The organism is Conexibacter stalactiti (genome assembly GCF_033542075.1).
GTDB classification, from domain to species: Bacteria; Actinomycetota; Thermoleophilia; order Solirubrobacterales; family Solirubrobacteraceae; genus Conexibacter; species Conexibacter stalactiti.
Map to the genome: position 1 here is coordinate 1 of NZ_JAWSTH010000072.1, position 17472 is coordinate 17472.

Genomic DNA, 17472 nt, shown 5'->3' on the forward strand with positions numbered 1-17472 from the left:
GGTCGGCAGCGGCGTCGCCGCAGCCTGCTCGGCCGGGACCGCGGCGGGTGCCGCGGGCGCGGTCGGCGCGGCGGCGACCGGCGCTGTCGGCGCCGGCGTCGTGCCGTTCAGCAGCGAGTTGAGCGCAGCGGCGAGCGCGGCGGGATCCGTCCCCTCCGCGCTCGGCGCCACGGCATCCGTGCCCACCTGCTGCGGCTGCGGCGTGTCGGCGGCGGGGGCGTCGCCCCTGCCGCTGATGCCGCCGGCGTCACCGGCGTCCTGCTTCGTGAGGCCTTCCGCAGTGGCGGTCCGGGCCTGTTGGTCGAGTACCGAGGCGAATGGGTCGCCGCCGGGAGGAGCGGAGCTGCCGCCCTTCTTCGGCGGGCCCTGGCTCGCCGGCGGCGGGGGCGCCGGGGGCGCAATGATCATGCTCATGTGATCGATCCCGATCCGGTCGTAGGAATGGCTGTGGAGAAGACGGGCGCGGTCGTCGGGGCGACGGCGGGGACGGTCGCGACGGCCGGCGCGGCGACGCGGTACTCGTCGGCGTAGGCCTGGACCTTGACGACGTACGCCTGCGTCTCGGCGTAGGGCGGCACGCCGCCGTATCTGGTGACCGCGCCGGGACCGGCGTTGTAGGCCGCGAGCGCCTTCGTGACGTCGCCGCCGAAGGCGTCGAGCTGCTGGCGCAGGTACTTCGCGCCGCCCTCGATCGACTGCGCGGGATCGAGCCGGTCGGCGACGCCGAGCGACGCGGCGGTGCCGGGCATCAGCTGCACGAGACCGGCGGCGCCGGCGGGACTGGAGGCGTTCGGGTCGAAGTTCGACTCGGCGCGGATCAGGCCCTTCAGCAGCGCGGGGTCGAGCCCGTGGCGCTGCGCGGCGGCGACGATCAGGCCGTCGAAGGCGCTCGGCTCGCCGCCGAGCGCGCCGGTGCCGGTCGCGACCGGGACGGTGCTCGCCGGCGGCGTGACGCCGAACGGCGCGGGGGCGGTCGCGATCGCGCCGCCGAGGCCGGCGCTGGAGCCTGCAAGCACGGAGGCGAAGTTGGGGGTGGCCGAGCCGGCGGCGCTCTGCGCCTGCGGCAGCGCGTGGGCGCGTGCGACCAGCTGCTGCAGCTCGGCGATGCGCGCGACGGCGTTCTGCGCGCCGGTGCCGACGGCGGCGATCGCGTCGACGGCGGGGACGCTCACGACGCTCTCCGGCGGTGAAGCGTGAGGGCGATCTCGTCCATCGCGGCGCCCTCGACGCGAGCCAGCTCGCGGGCGTGGTCGGCGCGACGTCTCTCCTTCAGGCGCTCGAGCGCCTGGCGGTCGCGCGCGGCCTCGCGCAGCGACGCGCGGCGCGCGTCGACCTCGGCCTCGAACTGGACCAGCTCCTGCTGACCCTGGACGCGGTTGCGCTCGACGCGCTCGAGATACTGCTGCCGCGCGATCAGGTCCTGCGCGCTGACGGCGATCGCGGAGAGGTCGCGCTGACGGTCACGCGCGGCGTCGAGCTCGACGCCGGTCTCGCGCAGCCGCTCTTCGCAGCTCGTGCGGCGCAGCATCGCGCCGGCCAGCTCCTGCTTGGCGAGATCCTCGCCGCGTTCGCGGAGTGCGCGCACGCGTTCGAGGCGGAAGGTGAACTGGGTCACGTTCCGGGTAGTCGGCGTGACCCTCCGAACATTCACCCCCTGGACGGATGTTCGAGCGCGGGGCGATAGAGCGCCGCCAGCTCGGCAGCCTGCTCGGCGAGCCGCGCCCGCAGCCGCGGCGGCTCGAGCACCTCGACCGCGGCCCCGAGCCCCAGCAGCGCCGACGCGTGCTCCAGCCGCTCGAACCAGATCTCCAGCTCGAGGCGGCCGTCGGCGCAGCGCGCCTGCGGCGGCGCCTCCTCCGCGCTCGCCGGCAGCAGCGCCCGCCGGCGCGAGTCGACGACGCGGGCCAGCTCGCCGAGCGCCGCCGGCGCGACGCGAACGCGCACCGCGACCGACGGCAGCCCCTCCTCGAAGGCACGCGACCACCGCTCCCAGTAGGCCGGCAGGTCGAACCCCGGCGGCGGCGTCGACGGCTCCCGCAGCAGCTCGATCCGCTCCAGCCGCTCGACGCGGAAGGTGCGCTCGCCGGCGTCGGTGAGCGCGACGAGGTACCAGGTCGGCCCCTTCAGCACGAGCCCGAGCGGATCGACGACGCGGTCCCTGCCACGGTGGACGATCCGCAGCCGCCGCGCCTCCCACAGCGCGCCGGCGACGAGGTCGAGCCCGGCCGGCGGGCTGGTCTCGTCGAACCAGGCGCCATGGTCGACGTGGAAGATCCGCCCGGCGCGGTCGGCCCGCTCGCGCAGCTGCGGCGGCAACGCCGCGAGCAGCTTCAGCTGCGCCTCCGCGAGGAAGCCGCCGAGGCCGAGCGGCGTCGCCGGCGCCGCGACGAACAGCGCCTCCGCCTCGCTCGGCGTCAGCCCGGTCAGGCGCGTGCGGTAGCCGCCGGGCAGCCGATAGCCACCGGCCGGTCCCCGCTCCCCTTCGACCGGGACGCCGCTGTCGCGCAACGCCGCGACGTCGCGGTGGACGGTGCGGACGGAGACCTCGAGCCGCTCCGCCAGCTCCTCGGCCGTCGCAGGACCGCGGGCCTGCAGCAGCAGCACGAGCGAGACGAGACGGCTGGCGCGCACGTGCCCAGCGTACCGCCATACATGACAGAAGATGGCGGGATTGCCGCCTACGGTGATCGCATGAGCACGAACGACAGACCACTCGCAGGGCGCGTCGCGCTCGTCGCCGGCGCGACCCGCGGCGCCGGCCGCGGCATCGCGATCGAGCTCGGCGCGCTCGGCGCGACCGTCTGGTGCACCGGCCGCACGACGCGGGCGCAGCGCTCGGAGGTCGACCGCCCGGAGACGATCGAGGAGACGGCGGAACTGGTCGAGCAGGCCGGCGGCACGGGGATCGCCGTTCAGGTCGACCACCTCGTCCCCGACCAGGTGCAGGCGCTGGTCGAGCGGATCGACCGCGAGCACGGCCGGCTCGACGTGCTCGTCAACAACGCCTGGGGCGGCGACAGATACATCGGCTGGAGCAGACCGGTGTGGGAGCACGACCTCGACGGCGGCCTGCGCCAGTTCCGGCTCGCGCTCGACTCGCACGCGATCACGAGCCACTTCGCGCTGCCGCTGCTGATCCGCAGACCGGGCGGCCTCGTCGTCGAGATGACCGACGGCACGCTCGACTACAACGCGACCCACTACCGCGAGACCTACTTCCTCGACATCGCCAAGTGGGCTGTCCTGCGGATGGCGTTCGTGCAGGCCCACGAGCTGAAGCCCCACGGCGCGACCGCCGTCGTCGTCAGCCCCGGCTGGCTGCGCTCGGAGGCGATGCTGGAGGAGGCGTTCGGCGTGACGGAGGACACCTGGCGCGACGCGATCCCGAGACAGCCGCACTTCGCGATCTCCGAGACGCCGCGCTTCACCGGCCGCGCCGTCGCGGCGCTCGCCGCCGATCCGCAGCGGCACAGATGGAACGGCCAGTCGCTCTCCAGCGGCCAGCTCGCGCAGGTCTACGAGGTCGACGACCTCGACGGCTCGCGGCCGGACGCGTGGCGCTACATGGTCGAGGTCACCGACGCCGGCAGAGCGGCCGACACGAGCGGCTACCGCTGACGCGGCTAGAGGTTCAGCGGGCCCGGTATCGCCGGCTCGCCGTTGTCGGCGAGATCGGGCTCGGCCTGCTGCGCGGCCGCGGCCGGGTCGGGCTGGAAGTGGTCGCCGCCGACGCCGGCGAACTCGCCGATCCGCGCCGCGATGTCGAGCAGCAGCGCGTCGGCCTGCGCGGCGGTGGTCGCGTCGGAGACGTGCTGGCGCAGGAAGCGGTCGATCTGCGGGCGCAGCGCGATCGCGGCGTCGACCGTCGGATCGGTGCCGCCCTGGTAGGCGCCGATCGCGATCAGGTCTTCCTTCTCCTTGTACGCCGCCATCAGGTGGCGGACGGCCTGGCCGGCGGCGCGCACCTGCGGCGAGACGACCTCGCCGACGAGGCGCGAGACCGACTGCAGCACGTCGATCGCGGGGTAGTGGGAGGCGTGCGCCAGCTCGCGCGTGAGGACGATGTGACCGTCGAGGATCGAGCGGACGGCGTCCGCGATCGGCTCGTTCATGTCGTCGCCGTCGACGAGCACGGTGTAGAGGCCGGTGATCGAGCCGACCTTGGCGGTGCCGGAGCGCTCCAGCAGGCGCGGCAGCTGCGCGAAGACCGACGGCGTGTAGCCGCGCGTGGCGGGCGGCTCGCCGATCGCCAGGCCGACCTCGCGCTGGGCCATCGCGAAGCGCGTGACCGAGTCCATCATCAACATCACGTCCTTGCCCTGATCGCGGAAGTGCTCGGCGATCGCGGTGGCGGTGAACGCGGCCTTGATGCGGACGAGGGCGGGCTGGTCGGAGGTCGCCACGACGACGACCGAGTGCGCGAGCGCGTCACCGAGGTCGCGCTCGATGAACTCCTTCACCTCGCGACCACGCTCGCCGACGAGCGCGATCACGTTGACGTCGGCGGTCGTCGAGCGGGCGATCATGCCCAGCAGCGACGACTTGCCGACGCCGGAGCCGGCGAAGATGCCGAGGCGCTGGCCGCGGCCGCACGGGACGAGCGAGTCGAGCGCGCGCACGCCGAGGTCGACGCGCGTGTCGATGCGCGGACGCTCCAACGGGTCGGGCGGCGAGGCGTTGGCGGAGCGCGGACGGCCGCCGGTCGCGCGCGGCATCCCGTCGATCGGTCTGCCGAGGCCGTCGATCACGCGCCCGAGCAGGTCGTCGCCGACGCGGATGCGGAAGGGGCTGCCGGTCGCGCGGGCGGTCGTCGCCGGGCCGATGCCGTGCATCTCGCCGAGCGGCATCAGCAGCGTCCGCTGGCCGCGGAAGCCGACGACCTCGGAGGGGACCGGCGGGTGGCCGCGGTCGCCGTTGACCATGCAGATCTCGCCGACCTCGGCCTGCAGGCCGGTCGCTTCGACGACGAGCCCGATCAGGTCGCTGACGCGGCCGTGGCGGCGCGCGAGGTCGCTGTGGCGCAGGACGGTGCCGATGTGCGCGAGCGTCTCGCCGACGTCCTGCGGGACGCGCACCTCCGGCGTCTGGTCCTCGGGGCTCATCTACTCACCAAGTTCGAGTTCGACCAGCTCACGCGCGCGCACGAGCTGCGTGTTGACCTGGGCGTCGATCTGGCCCTCCTCGGTGCGCACCATCGCGCCGCCGGAGGTGATCCGCCGCTCGGCCTGGACCTCGCAGTGCTCGATCCCGCCGAGCCCGGTGACGAAGCCGTCGACCGCCTCGCGGACCGTCTCGAGGTCGTCCGGGTTGACGAGGATCGTCACGCGCCGGCGTTCGGAGAGACGGCGCAGCGCGCCGCGCACGACGTCGACGATCCGCTCGCTCTCGACGGCGAGCGCGCCGGCGACGATCTTCTCGGCCAGCTGCAGCGCCAGCTCGATCGAGTCGCGCTCGACGGCGGCGGCCGTCTCGGCGCGCACCTGCTCGACGCCGGCGGTCGCCTGCTGCAGCGCGACGAGCGCCGCCTGCAGCCCGGGCCGCGCCTCGGCGAGCGCCTGCTCCTGGCCCTCGGCGTAGCCTTGGGCGCGGGCGGCGGCGCGGATGCCGTCGGCCTCCGCGCGCGCCTCGGCGATCGGGTCCTCGAGGTCTCTCAGCGACACCTCTCTCGGCGGCTCCAGCTGCCGGAAGGCGTACGGCGAGACGTCGGTGAACGCCTCAGACAATGGTGTCGCTCCCGCCGCGGCCGATCACGAGCGCGCCGGCGTCCTCGAGACGACGGACGATCGCGACGATGCGACCCTGCGCCTCTTCGACGACGCGCTTGCGCTGCGGCGGCATGTAGTCCATCTCCTCGCGCAGGAGCGTCGCGCCGCGCTCGGACATGTTCTGGAGGATCCGCTCTCTGACCTCTTCGTCGACCGCGCGCAGGGCGAGCGCCAGATCTCTCTGGTCGGCCTCGCGCAGCACGAGCTGGATCGAGCGGTCGTCGAGCTTGGCGATGTCCTCGAAGACGAACAGCAGCCGGCGAACCTCCTCGCCGAGCTCGGCGTCACGCTCGGTGAGCGTGTCGAGCACGTTGCGCTCGGTCGGCCGGTCGGTGTAGTTGAGGATCTCGGCGAGCGACTTGACGCCGCCCTGGGAGGAGTACTCCTGCTGCACGACGGACGCGAGCTTCTGGCGCATCACGCCCTCGATCTCCTTCACGACGTCCGGCGGCGTCTCGCTCATGCGGGCGATCCGCAGCGCGATGTCGGCCTGCTCCTCCTCGGGCAGGTGCGCGAGCACCTGCGCGGCGAGCGTCGTGTGAAGGTTGGCGATCACGAGCGCGATCGTCTGCGGCGCCTCGGCGCGCAGGAAGGTGACGATGTGCTCGGGCGGCGTGCGGCGCAGGAACTCGAACGGCCGCATCTCGATCACGGTCGAGAGCCGGCCGATGATCTCGGCGGCGCGCTCGGGGCCGAGCGCGCGCTCCAGCACCTCGCGGGCGTAGTCGACGCCGCCGGCGGCGAGCGAGTCGTACGCCGTCACGGTCGCGACGAGCTCGTCGAAGACGTACTCGACCGACTCGTGGTCGATCTGGTTGAGCTTCGCCATCTCCAGCGAGAGGGTCTCTATCTCCTCGTCGCGGAGGTGCTTGAAGATCTCGGCCGCCTTCTCGGGGCCGAGCGCGACGAGCAGGATCGCGGCCTTCTGACGGCCGACGATCCGCACGGGCGTTCTCTGCGGCAGGCGGCGCGGGGCCGGCATCACGCCGGTCTCGCCGACGGCGGCGGCAGCGGGATCGTTGGCGGCTGGGAGTTGGATCGCCATGACTGCCTAGTCCTCCTGCATCCAAGCGCGGACGTGCTGCGCGACGCGTTCGGGGTCGCGCTCGACAAGCTCCTCGACCTGCATGCGCGCCGGGTTCTCCGGCGATCTGAGCGGCAGCACCTGCGTCGGGGAGACAGGCTCCTCGACGCGCTCCAGCTCGGCCAGCGTGCGCGGCGACTCGATCTCGTTGAGCCACGTCGGCTGGGCGCCGAGCGCCTCGTTCTCGCGCTTGCGCAGCTGGCGCGTGACGAGCGCGAGGAAGATCAGCGCGGCCATGCCGAGCAGCGCGTATCTGGCGTAGTCCCAGATCTGGTCGACAGGGTCGGTGCCCTCGGGTCTCGGCAGCGGCGCGAACTCGACCTGCACCATGTTGAGCACGTCGCCGCGATCGGTCTCGATCCCGGCGGCCGCCATCACGGCGTCTCTGATCGACGGCAGCATCGCGGGCGAGATCGATCTGTCGATCATCACGGCGACCTGCTGTCTTCTGATCGCGCCGGGCGCGATTCTCGTGCGCGTGAAGGTTCTGTCGACCGCGAAGGTCTGGTCCTCGTTCTCGCGTCTGTAGTCGGAGTCGCCGCCGCCCTGCGCGGCGTAGGTCGGCGGCGTGTTGCCGGCGGTGCCGGCGGCGCCGCCCGCTCTCGTGCCTCTGCCGACGAGCGACTCGACCTCGGTTCTTCTGGTGACCGGCGTGCCGTCCTCGCCGTAGACGAGTCTGTCCTGCGTCGCCTCGTTGGCGTTCAGGTCGGCCTTCACCTGCACCTCGGCGGTGTTGGGGCCGAGCGTGCGCGTCAGCATCGCCGTCAGCTCGGCGGCGGTCGCCTGGTTGTAGCGCGCCTCGGCCGCCTGCTTGGCGAGCAGCCCGCCGCTGCCGCCGCCACCGCTGGTGGCGGTCGGCCACAGCGGCGTGCCGCTGCTGTCGGAGATCGTGACCTTGTCGTTCTTCAGCGACGGGACCGAGTTGGTGACCAGCTGCGCGATGCCGCGCACCTGGCCCTCATCGAGCGCGGCGCCGCCGGTCAGCAGCACGGCCGCGGTCGCGGGCGCGGTGTTCTCGGCGAACAGCTGCGCCTCTCTGTCGGGCAGCACGAGCTGCACCTGGGCGCTGGAGACACCGTCGACCTGCTCGATCGTCTTGGCGATCTCGCCTTCGAGCGCGCGCTGGTAGTTGACCTGCTGCTGGAAGTTGGAGGTGCCGAGCTTCTGCTCGTCGAGGATCTTGTAGCCGTCCTCGACGCTGGCGGGGACACCGGCGCTGGCGAGCGCGATCCGCGCTCTCGCCGTCTGGTCCTTCTGGACCGCGAGGGCGGTGCCGTTGTTCTGCAGCTCGTAGGCGATACCTCTCTCGTCGAGCGCGGCGGTGACCTCGCCGGTCTGCTTCGGGTCCATGCCGGTCAGCACGGTCGTGAAGCTGGGCGCCGTCGCGATCCGGAAGAGCACGAACAGCACGAGGACGATCGCGAGCGCGCCCGCGGCGAGGGCGATCTTGCCGCGGGTCGAAAGGTTGGCGAGCAGGGCGCGTGCGGGCATGGATCAGATCTGGGTGCGGAAGATCTCCGAGAGCGCCTCGGCGCCTCTCGTGCGGAGCTGCCCGGCGAACTGCATCGCGAGCTGCGCCTTCTCGACAGCCACGACGGCCGTGACCGGATCGGTCGCGGTGCCGGTCGCGAGTGCCTGACCTGCTTCGGCGGCGTTCGTCTGCAGCTCGGAGAGCTTGCCGATCTCGTTCGCGAGCATGCGGCCGAATCCTTCGCCGCCGCCCGCCTCCGCGCCGCCGATCGAGTCGATCGCGGGCGTCTGGAAGTCGGTGCCCGGGACGCCCGAGACGTCGGGGGTCTGCCACTGGTCGCCGAGTCCGGCGACCATCGAGGGATCGATCGCGGCAATCATCTGAGCAGCTCGAGCGTCTTGGTGAACATCTGCTTGGCGGACTGCATCGAAGTCACATTCGCCTCATAGGAGCGGGAGGAGCTGATCAGGTCGACCATCTCGGTGACCGGGTTCACGTTCGGCATCGCGACGTAGCCCTGGTCGTTGGCGTCGGGGTGCGCAGGGTCGTAGACGAGCCGCTGCTGGCTGCCGTCCTCGACGATCGCGGCGACCTGCACGCCGTTGGGCGAGTCGGCGGCGCGGACGCCGCCGATCGCGCCGGTGAGCATCGTGCCGAAGGCGCTGCCGCCGGCCTGCTCGAGCACGACCTCCTTGCGCTGGTACGGACCGCCGTTGGCGCCGCGCGTCGTCTGCGCGTTGGCCAGGTTCTCGGCGGTGACGTCCATCCGCAGGCGCTCGGCCGTGAGGCCGCTGCCGGCGATGTCGATCGCGTCGAAGAGGCCCATCAGCGGACACCCATCGCGACTTGCATGATCATCGTGCGCGCGCCCATGACCTGGACGAGCGCCTGGTACTCGAGCGTGTTCTTGGCGAGCGTGGCGGCTTCCTGGTCGGCGTCGAGGCCGGAGCCGTCCGCGCGCACGGTGCGCGTCGGATCGGTCGTCGGCCGGAACGACACCTCGGTCGGGTTGACGCCCGAGGCCTGCGCGCTCTTGAGCGCGCTGTGGAAGTCGAGGTCCTGACGCTGGTAGCCCGGCGTGTTGATGTTCGCCAGGTTGTTCGTCAGCAGCTCCTGCCGCATCGACGAACCGCGCAGGGCGGTTTCGAGCGCGAGTTGGGTGCTGTCGAAGAGGCTCATCGAGGTCGAGGGTCCTTTCAAGCCGTCCGTGTAGCCGGCCAAGATCGAGGGCGAGGAACCGCTTGCGAGGATCCTCACGCGAGAAGATCGGCAATCGGCCGAGCTTCTTGAGCGATGGGTCCGACCTGCCTGCTAGCCGGCGAGGTCGAGGGCGCCGCGCTGGGGCGTGGCGCCGCCGTAGCCGCGCGCGACGCGGCGGCCGTGACCGACGGCGTCGAGCTCGCGGCGAGCTTCGGAGAGCCGGCCGGCGAGCTCGCCGGTCGTGCGCTCCTGCAGCGCGGCCGCGCGCGCGAGCGCGTGCGCGGCCGCGGCCGGCGGATCGGCCGGCAGCGCGGCGACGAGGCGGTCGCGCTCGGCCAGCAGCGCCTCCAGCACGTCGGCGTCGGGCAGCTCGGCGGCGGTGACGAGCGCGAGCTCCTCCTCCGCCAGCGTCGCGAGCCGCTCGTACGGCTCGACGGCGGCGCTCACAGCGACACCGTCTGCGGCGCGGACGCGATCTGGTCCCAGGCGTCGCGCAGCTCGCTGAGCAGTCTGCTGACCTGGTCGAGCTTCTCGGCGTCCTGTCTGATGCGGCCCTCGGCCAGCAGCCGCTGGCAGAAGACGTAGATCGACTCGAGCTGCTGGGCGACCTCGCCCTGGCTCATGTCGAGCGTCGAGAGCAGGTGATCGATGATCGCCTCGGCGCGACGCAGACGCTCGTGCGAGGTCTGGATGTCGCCGTTGCGCATCGTGACCGCGGCCTGGTAGAGGAAGCGTCTCGCGCCGTCGTAGAGCATGACGACGAGCCGTTCCGGCGGCGCGGTCAAGACCGCGCTCTCACGATAGGCCTGCGGCGATGCCGCGAGATGGGTGCTCATTGGCCTTCCGGGGATCGAGGGATACAACAACCGTCATTCGGGTGATCGGAAGGGCGGCCGGGAGATTGAGCCCCGGCCGCTCCTTGCTGACCGCCCGTGCGCCAGCTCAGGCTCAGCCGAGCCCGGCGAGCTGTCCGGTGAGCCAGTTGCCCTGCGCCTGACTCTTCTGCATCGCGACTTCGAGCGCGGTGAACTGCCGCTGCAGCCCCTTCTCCTTGAGCGCGAGGCGCGCGTCCATCTGCTCCATCTGCCGTCTGAGCACGCGCATCTCGTCGTCGGCGCCGGTGATGCGCGTGCTGAGGATGCCCGTGAGGCCGGCCGACTCGTCGATGAGTCTCTCGAACGAACGCGCGAAGCCGCCGGTGCCGCTGACGCCGGCGAGCAGGTCGCGGACCGCGTTGGGGTCGCTGGCCAGTGCTCTCGACAGTCTGTCGGTGTCGAGCGTCAACACGCCGTTGAGCGTGTCTCTCGACGTCGAGGAGGAGACCGCGCCGGTGCTGATGCCGAGCGCCGTGAGCGAGTCGAAGCCGGCCGGGGCACCCGCCACCGGCGAGTAGATCGACTGCCGCATCGTGCTCAGCAGCATGTTCAGCTGGCGATCGCCGAAGAGCGTGCCGGCCTTCTTCTGGGTCACCGTGCGCGTGTCGGCGACGCCGTTGGCGATCTCCTCCTTCGTGCGCGAGTCCGGGACCGATCTCTCGTTGAGCTTGCCGCGGATCGCGTTGACCGCGGCGTTGTAGGCGTCGACGAACGCCTGCAGCTTTCTCGTGATCGCCTCGGTGTCGGCGCCGGGCGCGCCGACCGAGACGGTGATCGGACCCGACGCGGTCGTGACGCCTCTGAGCGTCAGCGTGACGCCGGCGACCGCGTCTCTGATGACGTTGGTCGCCGATCTTCTGGCGACGCCGTCGACGGTGTAGAGCGCGTCTCTGCCGGCGCGCTCCTTCGCTCTGTCCTCCGTGAGCGCCGACGCGCCACCGCTGTAGTCGATGAAGGTGAGATCGTCGTCGAAGCCGGTCTCGCGTCTGGAGAAGACGATCGTTCTCTCGTCGATCGCCGCCGCATAGACTCTCGCGTCTCTGTCGGTGTTGATCGCGGTCGCGAACTCCTGCGCCGTCATGCCGGCTGTGATCGCCGTCGCATGACCTTCGATCGTGATGCTGTCGCCGGCCGCCGGAACGGTGTAGGCGAAGGTCCGCTGGGCGGCGTTGGCGAGCTGCTGGACCTCGACCTGGTAGCCGCCGACACCGGCGCCGCTGTTGCTGCTGACCGAGACCTTCGTCGCGTCGCTGGACTCGACCGCCTGCTTCTGCTGGAAGAGCGTGACCGAGCGCAGGTCGGTCGCCGCCAGCTGCAGCGTTCTGAGCTTCGACTGGAAGTCCTTGAGGATGCTCTGACGCTCCTCGATCAGCACCTGCTTGTTGTCGAGCAGGATCCGCGGGCGCTTCTCCAGCGCCATCAGCTGCGTGATGATGTCCGTCGTGTTGAGGCCCGACGCGAGGCCCCCGAAACTGACACTGGCCATTAGTCGAGAATCCCTCCGGTTGCGACGTCGAGCAGCTTGCTCGGCGGAATCATGCGCAGCAGGTTGCCGTCCATGTCGCGGACCTCGATGGTCATGCGGCCGGTGTCGGCATCCTGTGCGAAACGCAGTTCGCGGCCCTGCTCACGCAGGGCCTGGTAGGCACGGGAGGCGGCGTCCATCGCGTCGAGCACCTGTTGCGGTGGCGACGAGGGAACGTCCCCCGAGGGGCCCACGTCATGGGTCGCGGCAGGGGAGCGCACGCCGCGAGGCAACGACGTGAACTCGTTACCTGCGCGATAGCTGCTCGGTCCGACTGGCGCGACGTCCAGGCTCATGGGCATGTCCTCCGGGCGTCCACCCCCCGGTGGTGCGCCGTCTCCTGTGTGGTCATCCCTCATGGTCGGCGGTCCGCATGCGAACTTGAACGCGCCTCGACGAGCGTACGATCGGACCAGCCGACCGTCGGCGCTACGCGGCCAGCGGCTCGAGCCGCGCGAGCACCCGCGACGCATCCTGATTCTCGGGGTCGAGCGCGTAGGCCTCGCGCGCGAAGTCAAGCGCCTCCTCGGCCATCCCCTGGCCGACGGCGACGTGCGCCAGCCCGAGCAGGGCGCGCACGTCGGGCTCCGTGGAGGCGACGGCGATCCACTCCTCCGCCGCCGACGCGAGGAAGCCGCGCCGCAGGTAGAGGCCGGCACGCAGCTCGTGCTGCTCGCGCGGCGCGATCGGGCAGCGGCCGACGAGCGGCACGAGCGTCGCGAACAGCTCGACCTCTTCGACGCGCAGCAACGCCTCGAGCGTCACCTCCAGCAGCCCGACCGACTCCAGCGGCAGGACGCTGTCGTCGTCCTGCTCGCCCCGCACGGCCGCCAGCCAGGCGGCGAACAGCTCGCGGTCACCGGGCGGCAGCGCGCGCGATGCCTCGTCCTCGCCCAGCTCGGCGAGCGCGCGATCGCGGGCGATCGCCGCCGCGGCGCCGTCGAGGTCACCGGCGGCGATCCGCCCGAACAGCTCGCTGCGGCGAGCGGCGGCGGCATGCGCCTCACCGTCGGGCAGCGCGGCGGCGACCTCCGCGGCCTCCTCCCAGCGAGACTGCGACAGCAGCGCCTCGGCGAGCGCGACACGGCCCATGCCGCTCGTCGGCTGCTGCTCGAGCAGCAGCCGGTACTGGCCCTCGGCGGCGACCGTCTGGCCGCGCTCGTAGAGCGCTGTGCCGAGCATGAAGCGCATCGTCGGAGTCAGTCTCTCGACGTGCCGCTCGGTCCGCTCGACGACCTCCTCGGGGCTCGCGCCGGCGCTCAGCTGCGCGGTCGCGTACGGCAGGATGAGGCCGAAGAAGCCGTTGTACTTCGCGAGCGCGCCGTCGAGCAGCTCGACGGCGCGGGCGCTCTCGCCCTGCTCCAGCAGCAGCTCGGCGAGCCCGATCTTCGGCAGGAACGTGCCCATTCCGACCGTCGAGGTGTAGTGAGCCGGCGCGTCGCCCATCTCGATGCAGCGCTCGAAGTACGCGATCGCCTCATCTCTGCGCTCGAGTGCACGCGCGGTGACCGCCTGCTCATAGACGAGATCGGTGAAGCCGGGGAAGACGGCCAGCGCCTTCTCGGCGCGCTCGAGCGCCTCCTGCTCGCGGCCGCAGAGCCGCATCACGCGCAGGTGGCGACGGACGAAGGCGGGCACGAAGGCGGCCTGCGGCACGCCCGGCTCGATCTCGAGCAGCTCCGCTGCGCGGTCGTACTCGACCAGCGCGGCGGCCGCATCCCCCATCGCGCCGTGCTCGGAGCCGAGGTTGAAGTGCATGAAGGCCGAGTCGTCGCCCTCGTCGCGCTGCCGTTCCAGCAGCGCGATGTTGCGGCGCGACTTCTCCTTCGCGTCACGCACGGCGCCGAGGTAGCCGAAGTGGTCGAGCCGCACCGGCGTGATCGCGAAGCGCTCCGGGATGTGCGTCGGGAAGGTGTGGGTGATCTGCTCGTGCAGGCGGCCGTGAAAGCGGTACTCGGGGCGGGCCTGGAAGATCCGCATCGTGCTGTGGTTGGTCGCCGTCCCGTCCTCGAGCTCGCCGGTGTAGTTCGTCTCGGTCAGGTAGAAGGCCTCGCGCCAGGTCTGACCCAGCAGCGCGCGGAGCCGCTCGACGTCGTCGGGGACGAGCATCTCGTCGGCGTCGAGCACGAACAGCCAGTCGCTCGTCGCCGCGTCGAGCGCGACGTTGCGCGCGTCGGCGAACGAGCCGGTCCACTCCCGCTCGAGCACGCGCGCGCCGAACGACTTCGCGATCTCGATCGTGCGATCTCTCGAGCCGGTGTCGACGATCACGATCTCGTCGACGGCGGGCGCCGCCGCCGCCAGGCAGCGCGGCAGCATCTCCTCCTCGTCCTTGACGATCATGCAGAGCGACACCGTCTTGCCGACGGCCGGCTGAGCGCGCTCGGCGACGGTCAGCGCGCGCTGGGCCAGCTCGCCGATCGCGGCCGGGACGACCGTCCCGGCCGGCAGCTGGCGCATCTCGGCGACCTTGGCGAGGTTGCGCACGACGTTGGACAGGTCCGGGTCAAGCCGCAGCGCCGCTTCGAACAGCGCCTGCGCCGCTTCGAAGCTGCGCAGCAGCGAGAGCGCGACGCCGACGTCGTTGAGCAGTCCCGGCTCGCGGGGGTCGTGCTCGAGCGCCGCGATGCTCTCGCGCGCGGCGGCCGCCAGCAGCTTGTCGAGCGCCTCCGGCGGCGCGCTGCCACCGTTCTCGAGCACAGCACGCAGCAACTCGCGGCGGGCGAGGTAGCGCGCGTTGCGATCCTCGATCGCGGCCGCTTGCTCGAACAGGCCGCGATAGCGCTCGACCTTGCCGCGCGCGATCAACCGCAGTGCCTCTGCCGTGAGCGGGGAGATTTGGGTGCGGCGCGATGCCATGCGAGCTACCTCCGAGGTATCTCGGTGTGGAGACGAGGGACGTTCCCGTGATCGGCAGCGACCAGCGCGACCTGAGCGCAACCGTCTGACCGCTCAAGAGAATTGCCAGCAAACCCTGGGTTTTTGGGCGGATCGCGGCGGCCCGAGCGCAAACGGCCTTATGTCGCCTCACATGTTCGCCTGGACGGATGTTGGGGGTTTCGTACCTCAATCGGGCTATCCAGGTCGCGTTCTGGATGTCCGATACCTGCCGCGCACCCCCAACCGCAGGCAGTCCCTCGAACCCCCAGGAAGGCACCGGAGCATGAAGCTCGACACGAGGCGTCACCAGCGCATCTCCGCAGAAGATGCGCTGACGCTGTGGCGGCAGTACAAGGAGAGCGGCGACCGCGCCGTTCGCGATCGTCTGGTCCTGACGTTCGCCCCGATGGTGAAGTACATCGTCTACAAGAAGGTCCGCGAGATCCCGGCCCGTTGCGAGGTCGAGGACTTCATCTCCTGTGGCCTGGAGGCGCTGATCCACTCGATCGAGCGCTACGACCCGGAGAAGGGCGCGACGCTGGAGCAGTTCGCGTGGACCCGCATCCACGGCGCCGTGCTCGACGAGCTGCGCCGCCAGGACTGGGCGCCGCGTTCGCTGCGTCGTTGGGAGCGCGACATCAACCAGGCGCGCGAGCACTTCATCGGCGTCCACGGTCGGCGGCCCTCACGCGAGGAGCTGGCCAGCACGCTGAACACCACGGTCGCCGAGCTGCGCGCCCGCGAGGACGAGATCGTCGCCTCCGACGTCACCTCGCTCAACACCCTGGTGCTCAGCGACGACGAGACCGCGATCGAGCGGATAGACACGCTCGTCAGCGACGACCGCTTCGCCGATCCTGAGCACCACACCGCGCGCGATCAGGCGAAGATGCGCTTCCGCGCCGCCTTCGAGCGGCTCCCGCGCCGCGAGCGCGAAGTCGCCGTGCTGCTGTACGTCAAGAACCTCACGCTGCGCGAGATCGGCGGCATCCTCGGCGTCTCCGAGAGCCGTGTCTGTCAGATCCACGGTCAGCTGAAGCGGATGCTCAGAGAAGAGCTGTCCGCCGACTCCGTGCTGTTCAGCGAGGTCGCGTAGGCCTCGCGGCACCGCCCCGGCTCGCCGCTTCGTCGTCGAGCCGGCCGATCCAGTCGAGCGCCTCGGCGACCGCGTGCCACAGCGGTTCGGGGAGGTCGCCGAGCGCCAACTGGATCAGCGCCGCCGTGATCGCGTCGTCGGGGGACGACCGCTCAGGCATAGACGTCCAACGGCTGGCGTCGCGGCACGACCGTGACCTCGGCTGGGCGTCCGATCCGCGACTCGAGCGCGGCACGCAGCTCCTGGGACCGCCGCGTGCCCTGCTCGACCGCTTCGACCGGCAGCGTCACGCGCACCCGCGCGGACGCCGCGTCGACCGCCACGCGCAGCTCGACCGCGCCCAGCGCCGGCAGCTCGACGCGCAGCGTCACCGCCTCGTCCTCGCGCGCACCCTCGCCGCCGCTCCCGCCGCGCTCGCGCTCCAGGACCGCCAGCCGGCGACCGCCGGGCAACTGCGCGTCCGCTGGCGCCGGCGGCTGCAGCGACGGCGCCAGCGACTGCGACTCCCGCGGCGGCGCGATCTGCAGGAGCAGGCGCTCGTTCGTCGACTCCTGGACGACCAGCCGCAGGCGGTCGCCGACCTGCACATGGTCGGGCAGCTCCGCCGTCACGATCGCGCCGGCGAGGTTGATCATCCCGACGTTGGAGACGCCGCGCTCGAGCACGCGCGCGGCCAGCGAGCGGCCCGGCATCAACGCCAGGTCGGGCGCGGCGGCGCGCAGCAGCTGCGCGTTGACCGAGATCTGCATCGCGGCCAATGTAGCCAGCGCGGCGGCGGCGACGGGCGTCCAGCGGCGTCCAGCGGCGACTCAAGATCAGCGGCGGGCGACCGAACACCAGGGACGACTATGGAACGTGGCCTCTACATCGCAGCGTCCGGCATGATCTCGGAGCAGATGCGCCAGGACGCGATCGCGAACGACCTCGCGAACGCCTCGACGCCCGGCTACAAGGCCGATCGCGTCACGCAGGCGAGCTTCGGCGACCTGCTGCTCTCGAACACCCAGACCGGCGCGACGATCGGTCCGCTCGGAATGGGCTCCTACGCCGACTCGATGGTCACCGACCTGTCGCCGCAGGCGACGCGCGTGACCGAGGAGCCGCTCGACCTCGCGATCGCGGGCGAGGGCTTCTTCGGCGTGCAGACGCCGCAGGGTCTCAGATACACCCGCAACGGCCAGTTCACGACGTCGCCGCAGGGCACGCTCGTCGACCAGCTCGGCAACGCCGTCGTCGGCAGAGGCGGCGGCACGATCCAGGTCCGCGCCGACGGCACCGTCGACGCCCGCACCGTCGGCGTCTTCAGAGTCAACGACGCCGTCAAGCAGGGCGACAACTACTTCCAGGGCGCCGCCGCCGGACAGGCCGACGGCCAGGTCCAGACCGGCGCGCTCGAGGGCTCGGGCATCGACCCGGCCCGCGTGATGGTCGACATGATCGCCTCCTTCCGCCACTACGAGGCGGGCCAGAAGGTCATCACGACGATCGACGACACGCTGCGCCGCACGTCGACCCAGGTCGGCAACGCGACCGGCGGCTCGGTCTAGCGCGCCAGCATCACGGCGCCGCGCACCCG

At 71.7% G+C, this 17472-nt stretch carries 20 protein-coding genes and 1 pseudogene; 3 read left to right on the top strand and 18 right to left on the bottom strand.

All coding sequences use genetic code 11. The features are described 5' to 3' along the window. The 4 genes and pseudogenes from R7226_RS21850 to R7226_RS21865 all read right to left on the bottom strand — a co-directional run. Positions 1-414, bottom strand: a pseudogene (locus R7226_RS21850) (hypothetical protein); the annotation flags it as partial. After that, positions 411-1172 (bottom strand): lytic transglycosylase domain-containing protein, encoded by a 762-nt coding sequence (locus tag R7226_RS21855; protein WP_318599441.1) that lies wholly within the window; start codon positions 1170-1172, stop codon positions 411-413. The pseudogene R7226_RS21850 and the gene R7226_RS21855, both read right to left, overlap by 4 nt. Next, positions 1169-1615 carry a flagellar export protein FliJ gene (fliJ, locus tag R7226_RS21860; RefSeq protein WP_318599442.1) on the bottom strand — a complete coding sequence of 149 codons (447 nt, stop codon included), beginning with the start codon at positions 1613-1615 and terminating at the stop codon, positions 1169-1171. The genes R7226_RS21855 and fliJ overlap by 4 nt, the downstream gene beginning before the upstream one ends. Before the next feature lie 32 nt (positions 1616-1647). Then, complete coding sequence (locus R7226_RS21865) at positions 1648-2631, bottom strand: helix-turn-helix transcriptional regulator (RefSeq protein WP_318599443.1); 984 nt, start codon at positions 2629-2631, stop codon at positions 1648-1650. Positions 2632-2691: 60 nt separating this feature from the next. Between R7226_RS21865 and R7226_RS21870 the strand changes: the two genes are divergently transcribed. Further along, positions 2692-3618 carry an SDR family oxidoreductase gene (locus R7226_RS21870; RefSeq protein WP_318599444.1) on the top strand — a complete coding sequence of 309 codons (927 nt, stop codon included), beginning with the start codon at positions 2692-2694 and terminating at the stop codon, positions 3616-3618. Between the two features lie 5 nt (positions 3619-3623). On the opposite strand, the gene R7226_RS21875 is transcribed toward R7226_RS21870, so the two are convergent. The 12 genes from R7226_RS21875 to R7226_RS21930 form a co-directional block, all read right to left on the bottom strand. Then, the gene (locus R7226_RS21875) at positions 3624-5102 is read right to left on the bottom strand and encodes a FliI/YscN family ATPase (RefSeq protein ID WP_318599445.1); all 1479 of its coding nucleotides are present in this window, start codon (positions 5100-5102) and stop codon (positions 3624-3626) included. Then, entirely contained in the window at positions 5103-5723 is a 621-nt protein-coding gene (locus R7226_RS21880; protein ID WP_318599446.1) for a FliH/SctL family protein, read from the bottom strand. Next, positions 5716-6810, bottom strand: coding sequence for a flagellar motor switch protein FliG (gene fliG / locus R7226_RS21885; RefSeq protein WP_318599447.1), 1095 nt, complete (start codon positions 6808-6810; stop codon positions 5716-5718). The genes R7226_RS21880 and fliG overlap by 8 nt, the downstream gene beginning before the upstream one ends. Positions 6811-6816: 6 nt before the next feature. Next, positions 6817-8340: a flagellar basal-body MS-ring/collar protein FliF gene (gene fliF, locus R7226_RS21890; RefSeq protein ID WP_318599448.1), complete on the bottom strand. Its 1524-nt coding sequence runs from the start codon at positions 8338-8340 to the stop codon at positions 6817-6819. Positions 8341-8343: 3 nt separating this feature from the next. Beyond that, a complete protein-coding gene (locus tag R7226_RS21895; RefSeq protein WP_318599449.1) occupies positions 8344-8700 on the bottom strand; it encodes a flagellar hook-basal body complex protein FliE in 357 nt (118 codons plus the stop codon). Continuing rightward, the gene (gene flgC, locus R7226_RS21900; protein ID WP_318599450.1) at positions 8697-9146 is read right to left on the bottom strand and encodes a flagellar basal body rod protein FlgC; all 450 of its coding nucleotides are present in this window, start codon (positions 9144-9146) and stop codon (positions 8697-8699) included. The genes R7226_RS21895 and flgC overlap by 4 nt, the downstream gene beginning before the upstream one ends. Continuing rightward, positions 9146-9499: a flagellar basal body rod protein FlgB gene (flgB, locus tag R7226_RS21905; RefSeq protein WP_318599451.1), complete on the bottom strand. Its 354-nt coding sequence runs from the start codon at positions 9497-9499 to the stop codon at positions 9146-9148. The genes flgC and flgB overlap by 1 nt, the downstream gene beginning before the upstream one ends. Positions 9500-9631: 132 nt before the next feature. Continuing rightward, complete coding sequence (locus R7226_RS21910) at positions 9632-9967, bottom strand: hypothetical protein (protein ID WP_318599452.1); 336 nt, start codon at positions 9965-9967, stop codon at positions 9632-9634. Then, positions 9964-10356, bottom strand: coding sequence for a flagellar export chaperone FliS (gene fliS, locus R7226_RS21915; protein WP_318599453.1), 393 nt, complete (start codon positions 10354-10356; stop codon positions 9964-9966). The genes R7226_RS21910 and fliS overlap by 4 nt, the downstream gene beginning before the upstream one ends. A gap of 112 nt (positions 10357-10468) precedes the next feature. After that, the gene (gene fliD / locus R7226_RS21920) at positions 10469-11881 is read right to left on the bottom strand and encodes a flagellar filament capping protein FliD (RefSeq protein WP_318599454.1); all 1413 of its coding nucleotides are present in this window, start codon (positions 11879-11881) and stop codon (positions 10469-10471) included. Then, positions 11881-12216, bottom strand: coding sequence for a flagellar protein FlaG (locus tag R7226_RS21925; protein ID WP_318599455.1), 336 nt, complete (start codon positions 12214-12216; stop codon positions 11881-11883). Before R7226_RS21925 ends, fliD begins: the two co-directional genes overlap by 1 nt. Before the next feature lie 133 nt (positions 12217-12349). Continuing rightward, entirely contained in the window at positions 12350-14779 is a 2430-nt protein-coding gene (locus tag R7226_RS21930) for a glycosyltransferase (RefSeq protein ID WP_318599456.1), read from the bottom strand. Positions 14780-15083: 304 nt separating this feature from the next. Between R7226_RS21930 and R7226_RS21935 the strand changes: the two genes are divergently transcribed. Next, the gene (locus R7226_RS21935; protein WP_318599457.1) at positions 15084-15896 is read left to right on the top strand and encodes a sigma-70 family RNA polymerase sigma factor; all 813 of its coding nucleotides are present in this window, start codon (positions 15084-15086) and stop codon (positions 15894-15896) included. Here R7226_RS21935 and R7226_RS21940 read toward each other — a convergent pair. Together R7226_RS21940 and R7226_RS21945 are read right to left on the bottom strand one after the other, a co-directional pair. Further along, positions 15880-16056 carry a hypothetical protein gene (locus tag R7226_RS21940; RefSeq protein ID WP_318599458.1) on the bottom strand — a complete coding sequence of 59 codons (177 nt, stop codon included), beginning with the start codon at positions 16054-16056 and terminating at the stop codon, positions 15880-15882. The two genes, R7226_RS21935 and R7226_RS21940, sit on opposite strands and share 17 nt — an antisense overlap. Continuing rightward, a complete protein-coding gene (locus tag R7226_RS21945; protein WP_318599459.1) occupies positions 16049-16645 on the bottom strand; it encodes a hypothetical protein in 597 nt (198 codons plus the stop codon). The genes R7226_RS21940 and R7226_RS21945 overlap by 8 nt, the downstream gene beginning before the upstream one ends. A gap of 99 nt (positions 16646-16744) precedes the next feature. On the opposite strand from R7226_RS21945, the gene R7226_RS21950 reads away from it, so the two are divergent. After that, on the top strand, positions 16745-17443 hold the full coding sequence (locus R7226_RS21950) for a flagellar hook-basal body protein (RefSeq protein ID WP_318599460.1): 699 nt from the start codon (positions 16745-16747) through the stop codon (positions 17441-17443). Positions 17444-17472: the final 29 nt, after the last annotated feature.

Bases quoted from the DNA above. Each gene is read 5' to 3' on its own strand.
- R7226_RS21870 (WP_318599444.1), top strand. From the start codon at position 2,692: ATGAGCACGAACGACAGACCACTCGCAGGGCGCGTCGCGCTCGTCGCC.
- R7226_RS21875 (WP_318599445.1), bottom strand. From the start codon at position 5,102: ATGAGCCCCGAGGACCAGACGCCGGAGGTGCGCGTCCCGCAGGACGTC.
- fliG (WP_318599447.1), bottom strand. From the start codon at position 6,810: ATGGCGATCCAACTCCCAGCCGCCAACGATCCCGCTGCCGCCGCCGTC.
- fliF (WP_318599448.1), bottom strand. From the start codon at position 8,340: ATGCCCGCACGCGCCCTGCTCGCCAACCTTTCGACCCGCGGCAAGATC.
- R7226_RS21895 (WP_318599449.1), bottom strand. From the start codon at position 8,700: ATGATTGCCGCGATCGATCCCTCGATGGTCGCCGGACTCGGCGACCAG.
- flgC (WP_318599450.1), bottom strand. From the start codon at position 9,146: ATGGGCCTCTTCGACGCGATCGACATCGCCGGCAGCGGCCTCACGGCC.
- flgB (WP_318599451.1), bottom strand. From the start codon at position 9,499: ATGAGCCTCTTCGACAGCACCCAACTCGCGCTCGAAACCGCCCTGCGC.
- fliS (WP_318599453.1), bottom strand. From the start codon at position 10,356: ATGAGCACCCATCTCGCGGCATCGCCGCAGGCCTATCGTGAGAGCGCG.
- fliD (WP_318599454.1), bottom strand. From the start codon at position 11,881: ATGGCCAGTGTCAGTTTCGGGGGCCTCGCGTCGGGCCTCAACACGACG.
- R7226_RS21925 (WP_318599455.1), bottom strand. From the start codon at position 12,216: ATGAGCCTGGACGTCGCGCCAGTCGGACCGAGCAGCTATCGCGCAGGT.
- R7226_RS21930 (WP_318599456.1), bottom strand. From the start codon at position 14,779: ATGGCATCGCGCCGCACCCAAATCTCCCCGCTCACGGCAGAGGCACTG.
- R7226_RS21935 (WP_318599457.1), top strand. From the start codon at position 15,084: ATGAAGCTCGACACGAGGCGTCACCAGCGCATCTCCGCAGAAGATGCG.
- R7226_RS21940 (WP_318599458.1), bottom strand. From the start codon at position 16,056: ATGCCTGAGCGGTCGTCCCCCGACGACGCGATCACGGCGGCGCTGATC.
- R7226_RS21945 (WP_318599459.1), bottom strand. From the start codon at position 16,645: ATGCAGATCTCGGTCAACGCGCAGCTGCTGCGCGCCGCCGCGCCCGAC.
- R7226_RS21950 (WP_318599460.1), top strand. From the start codon at position 16,745: ATGGAACGTGGCCTCTACATCGCAGCGTCCGGCATGATCTCGGAGCAG.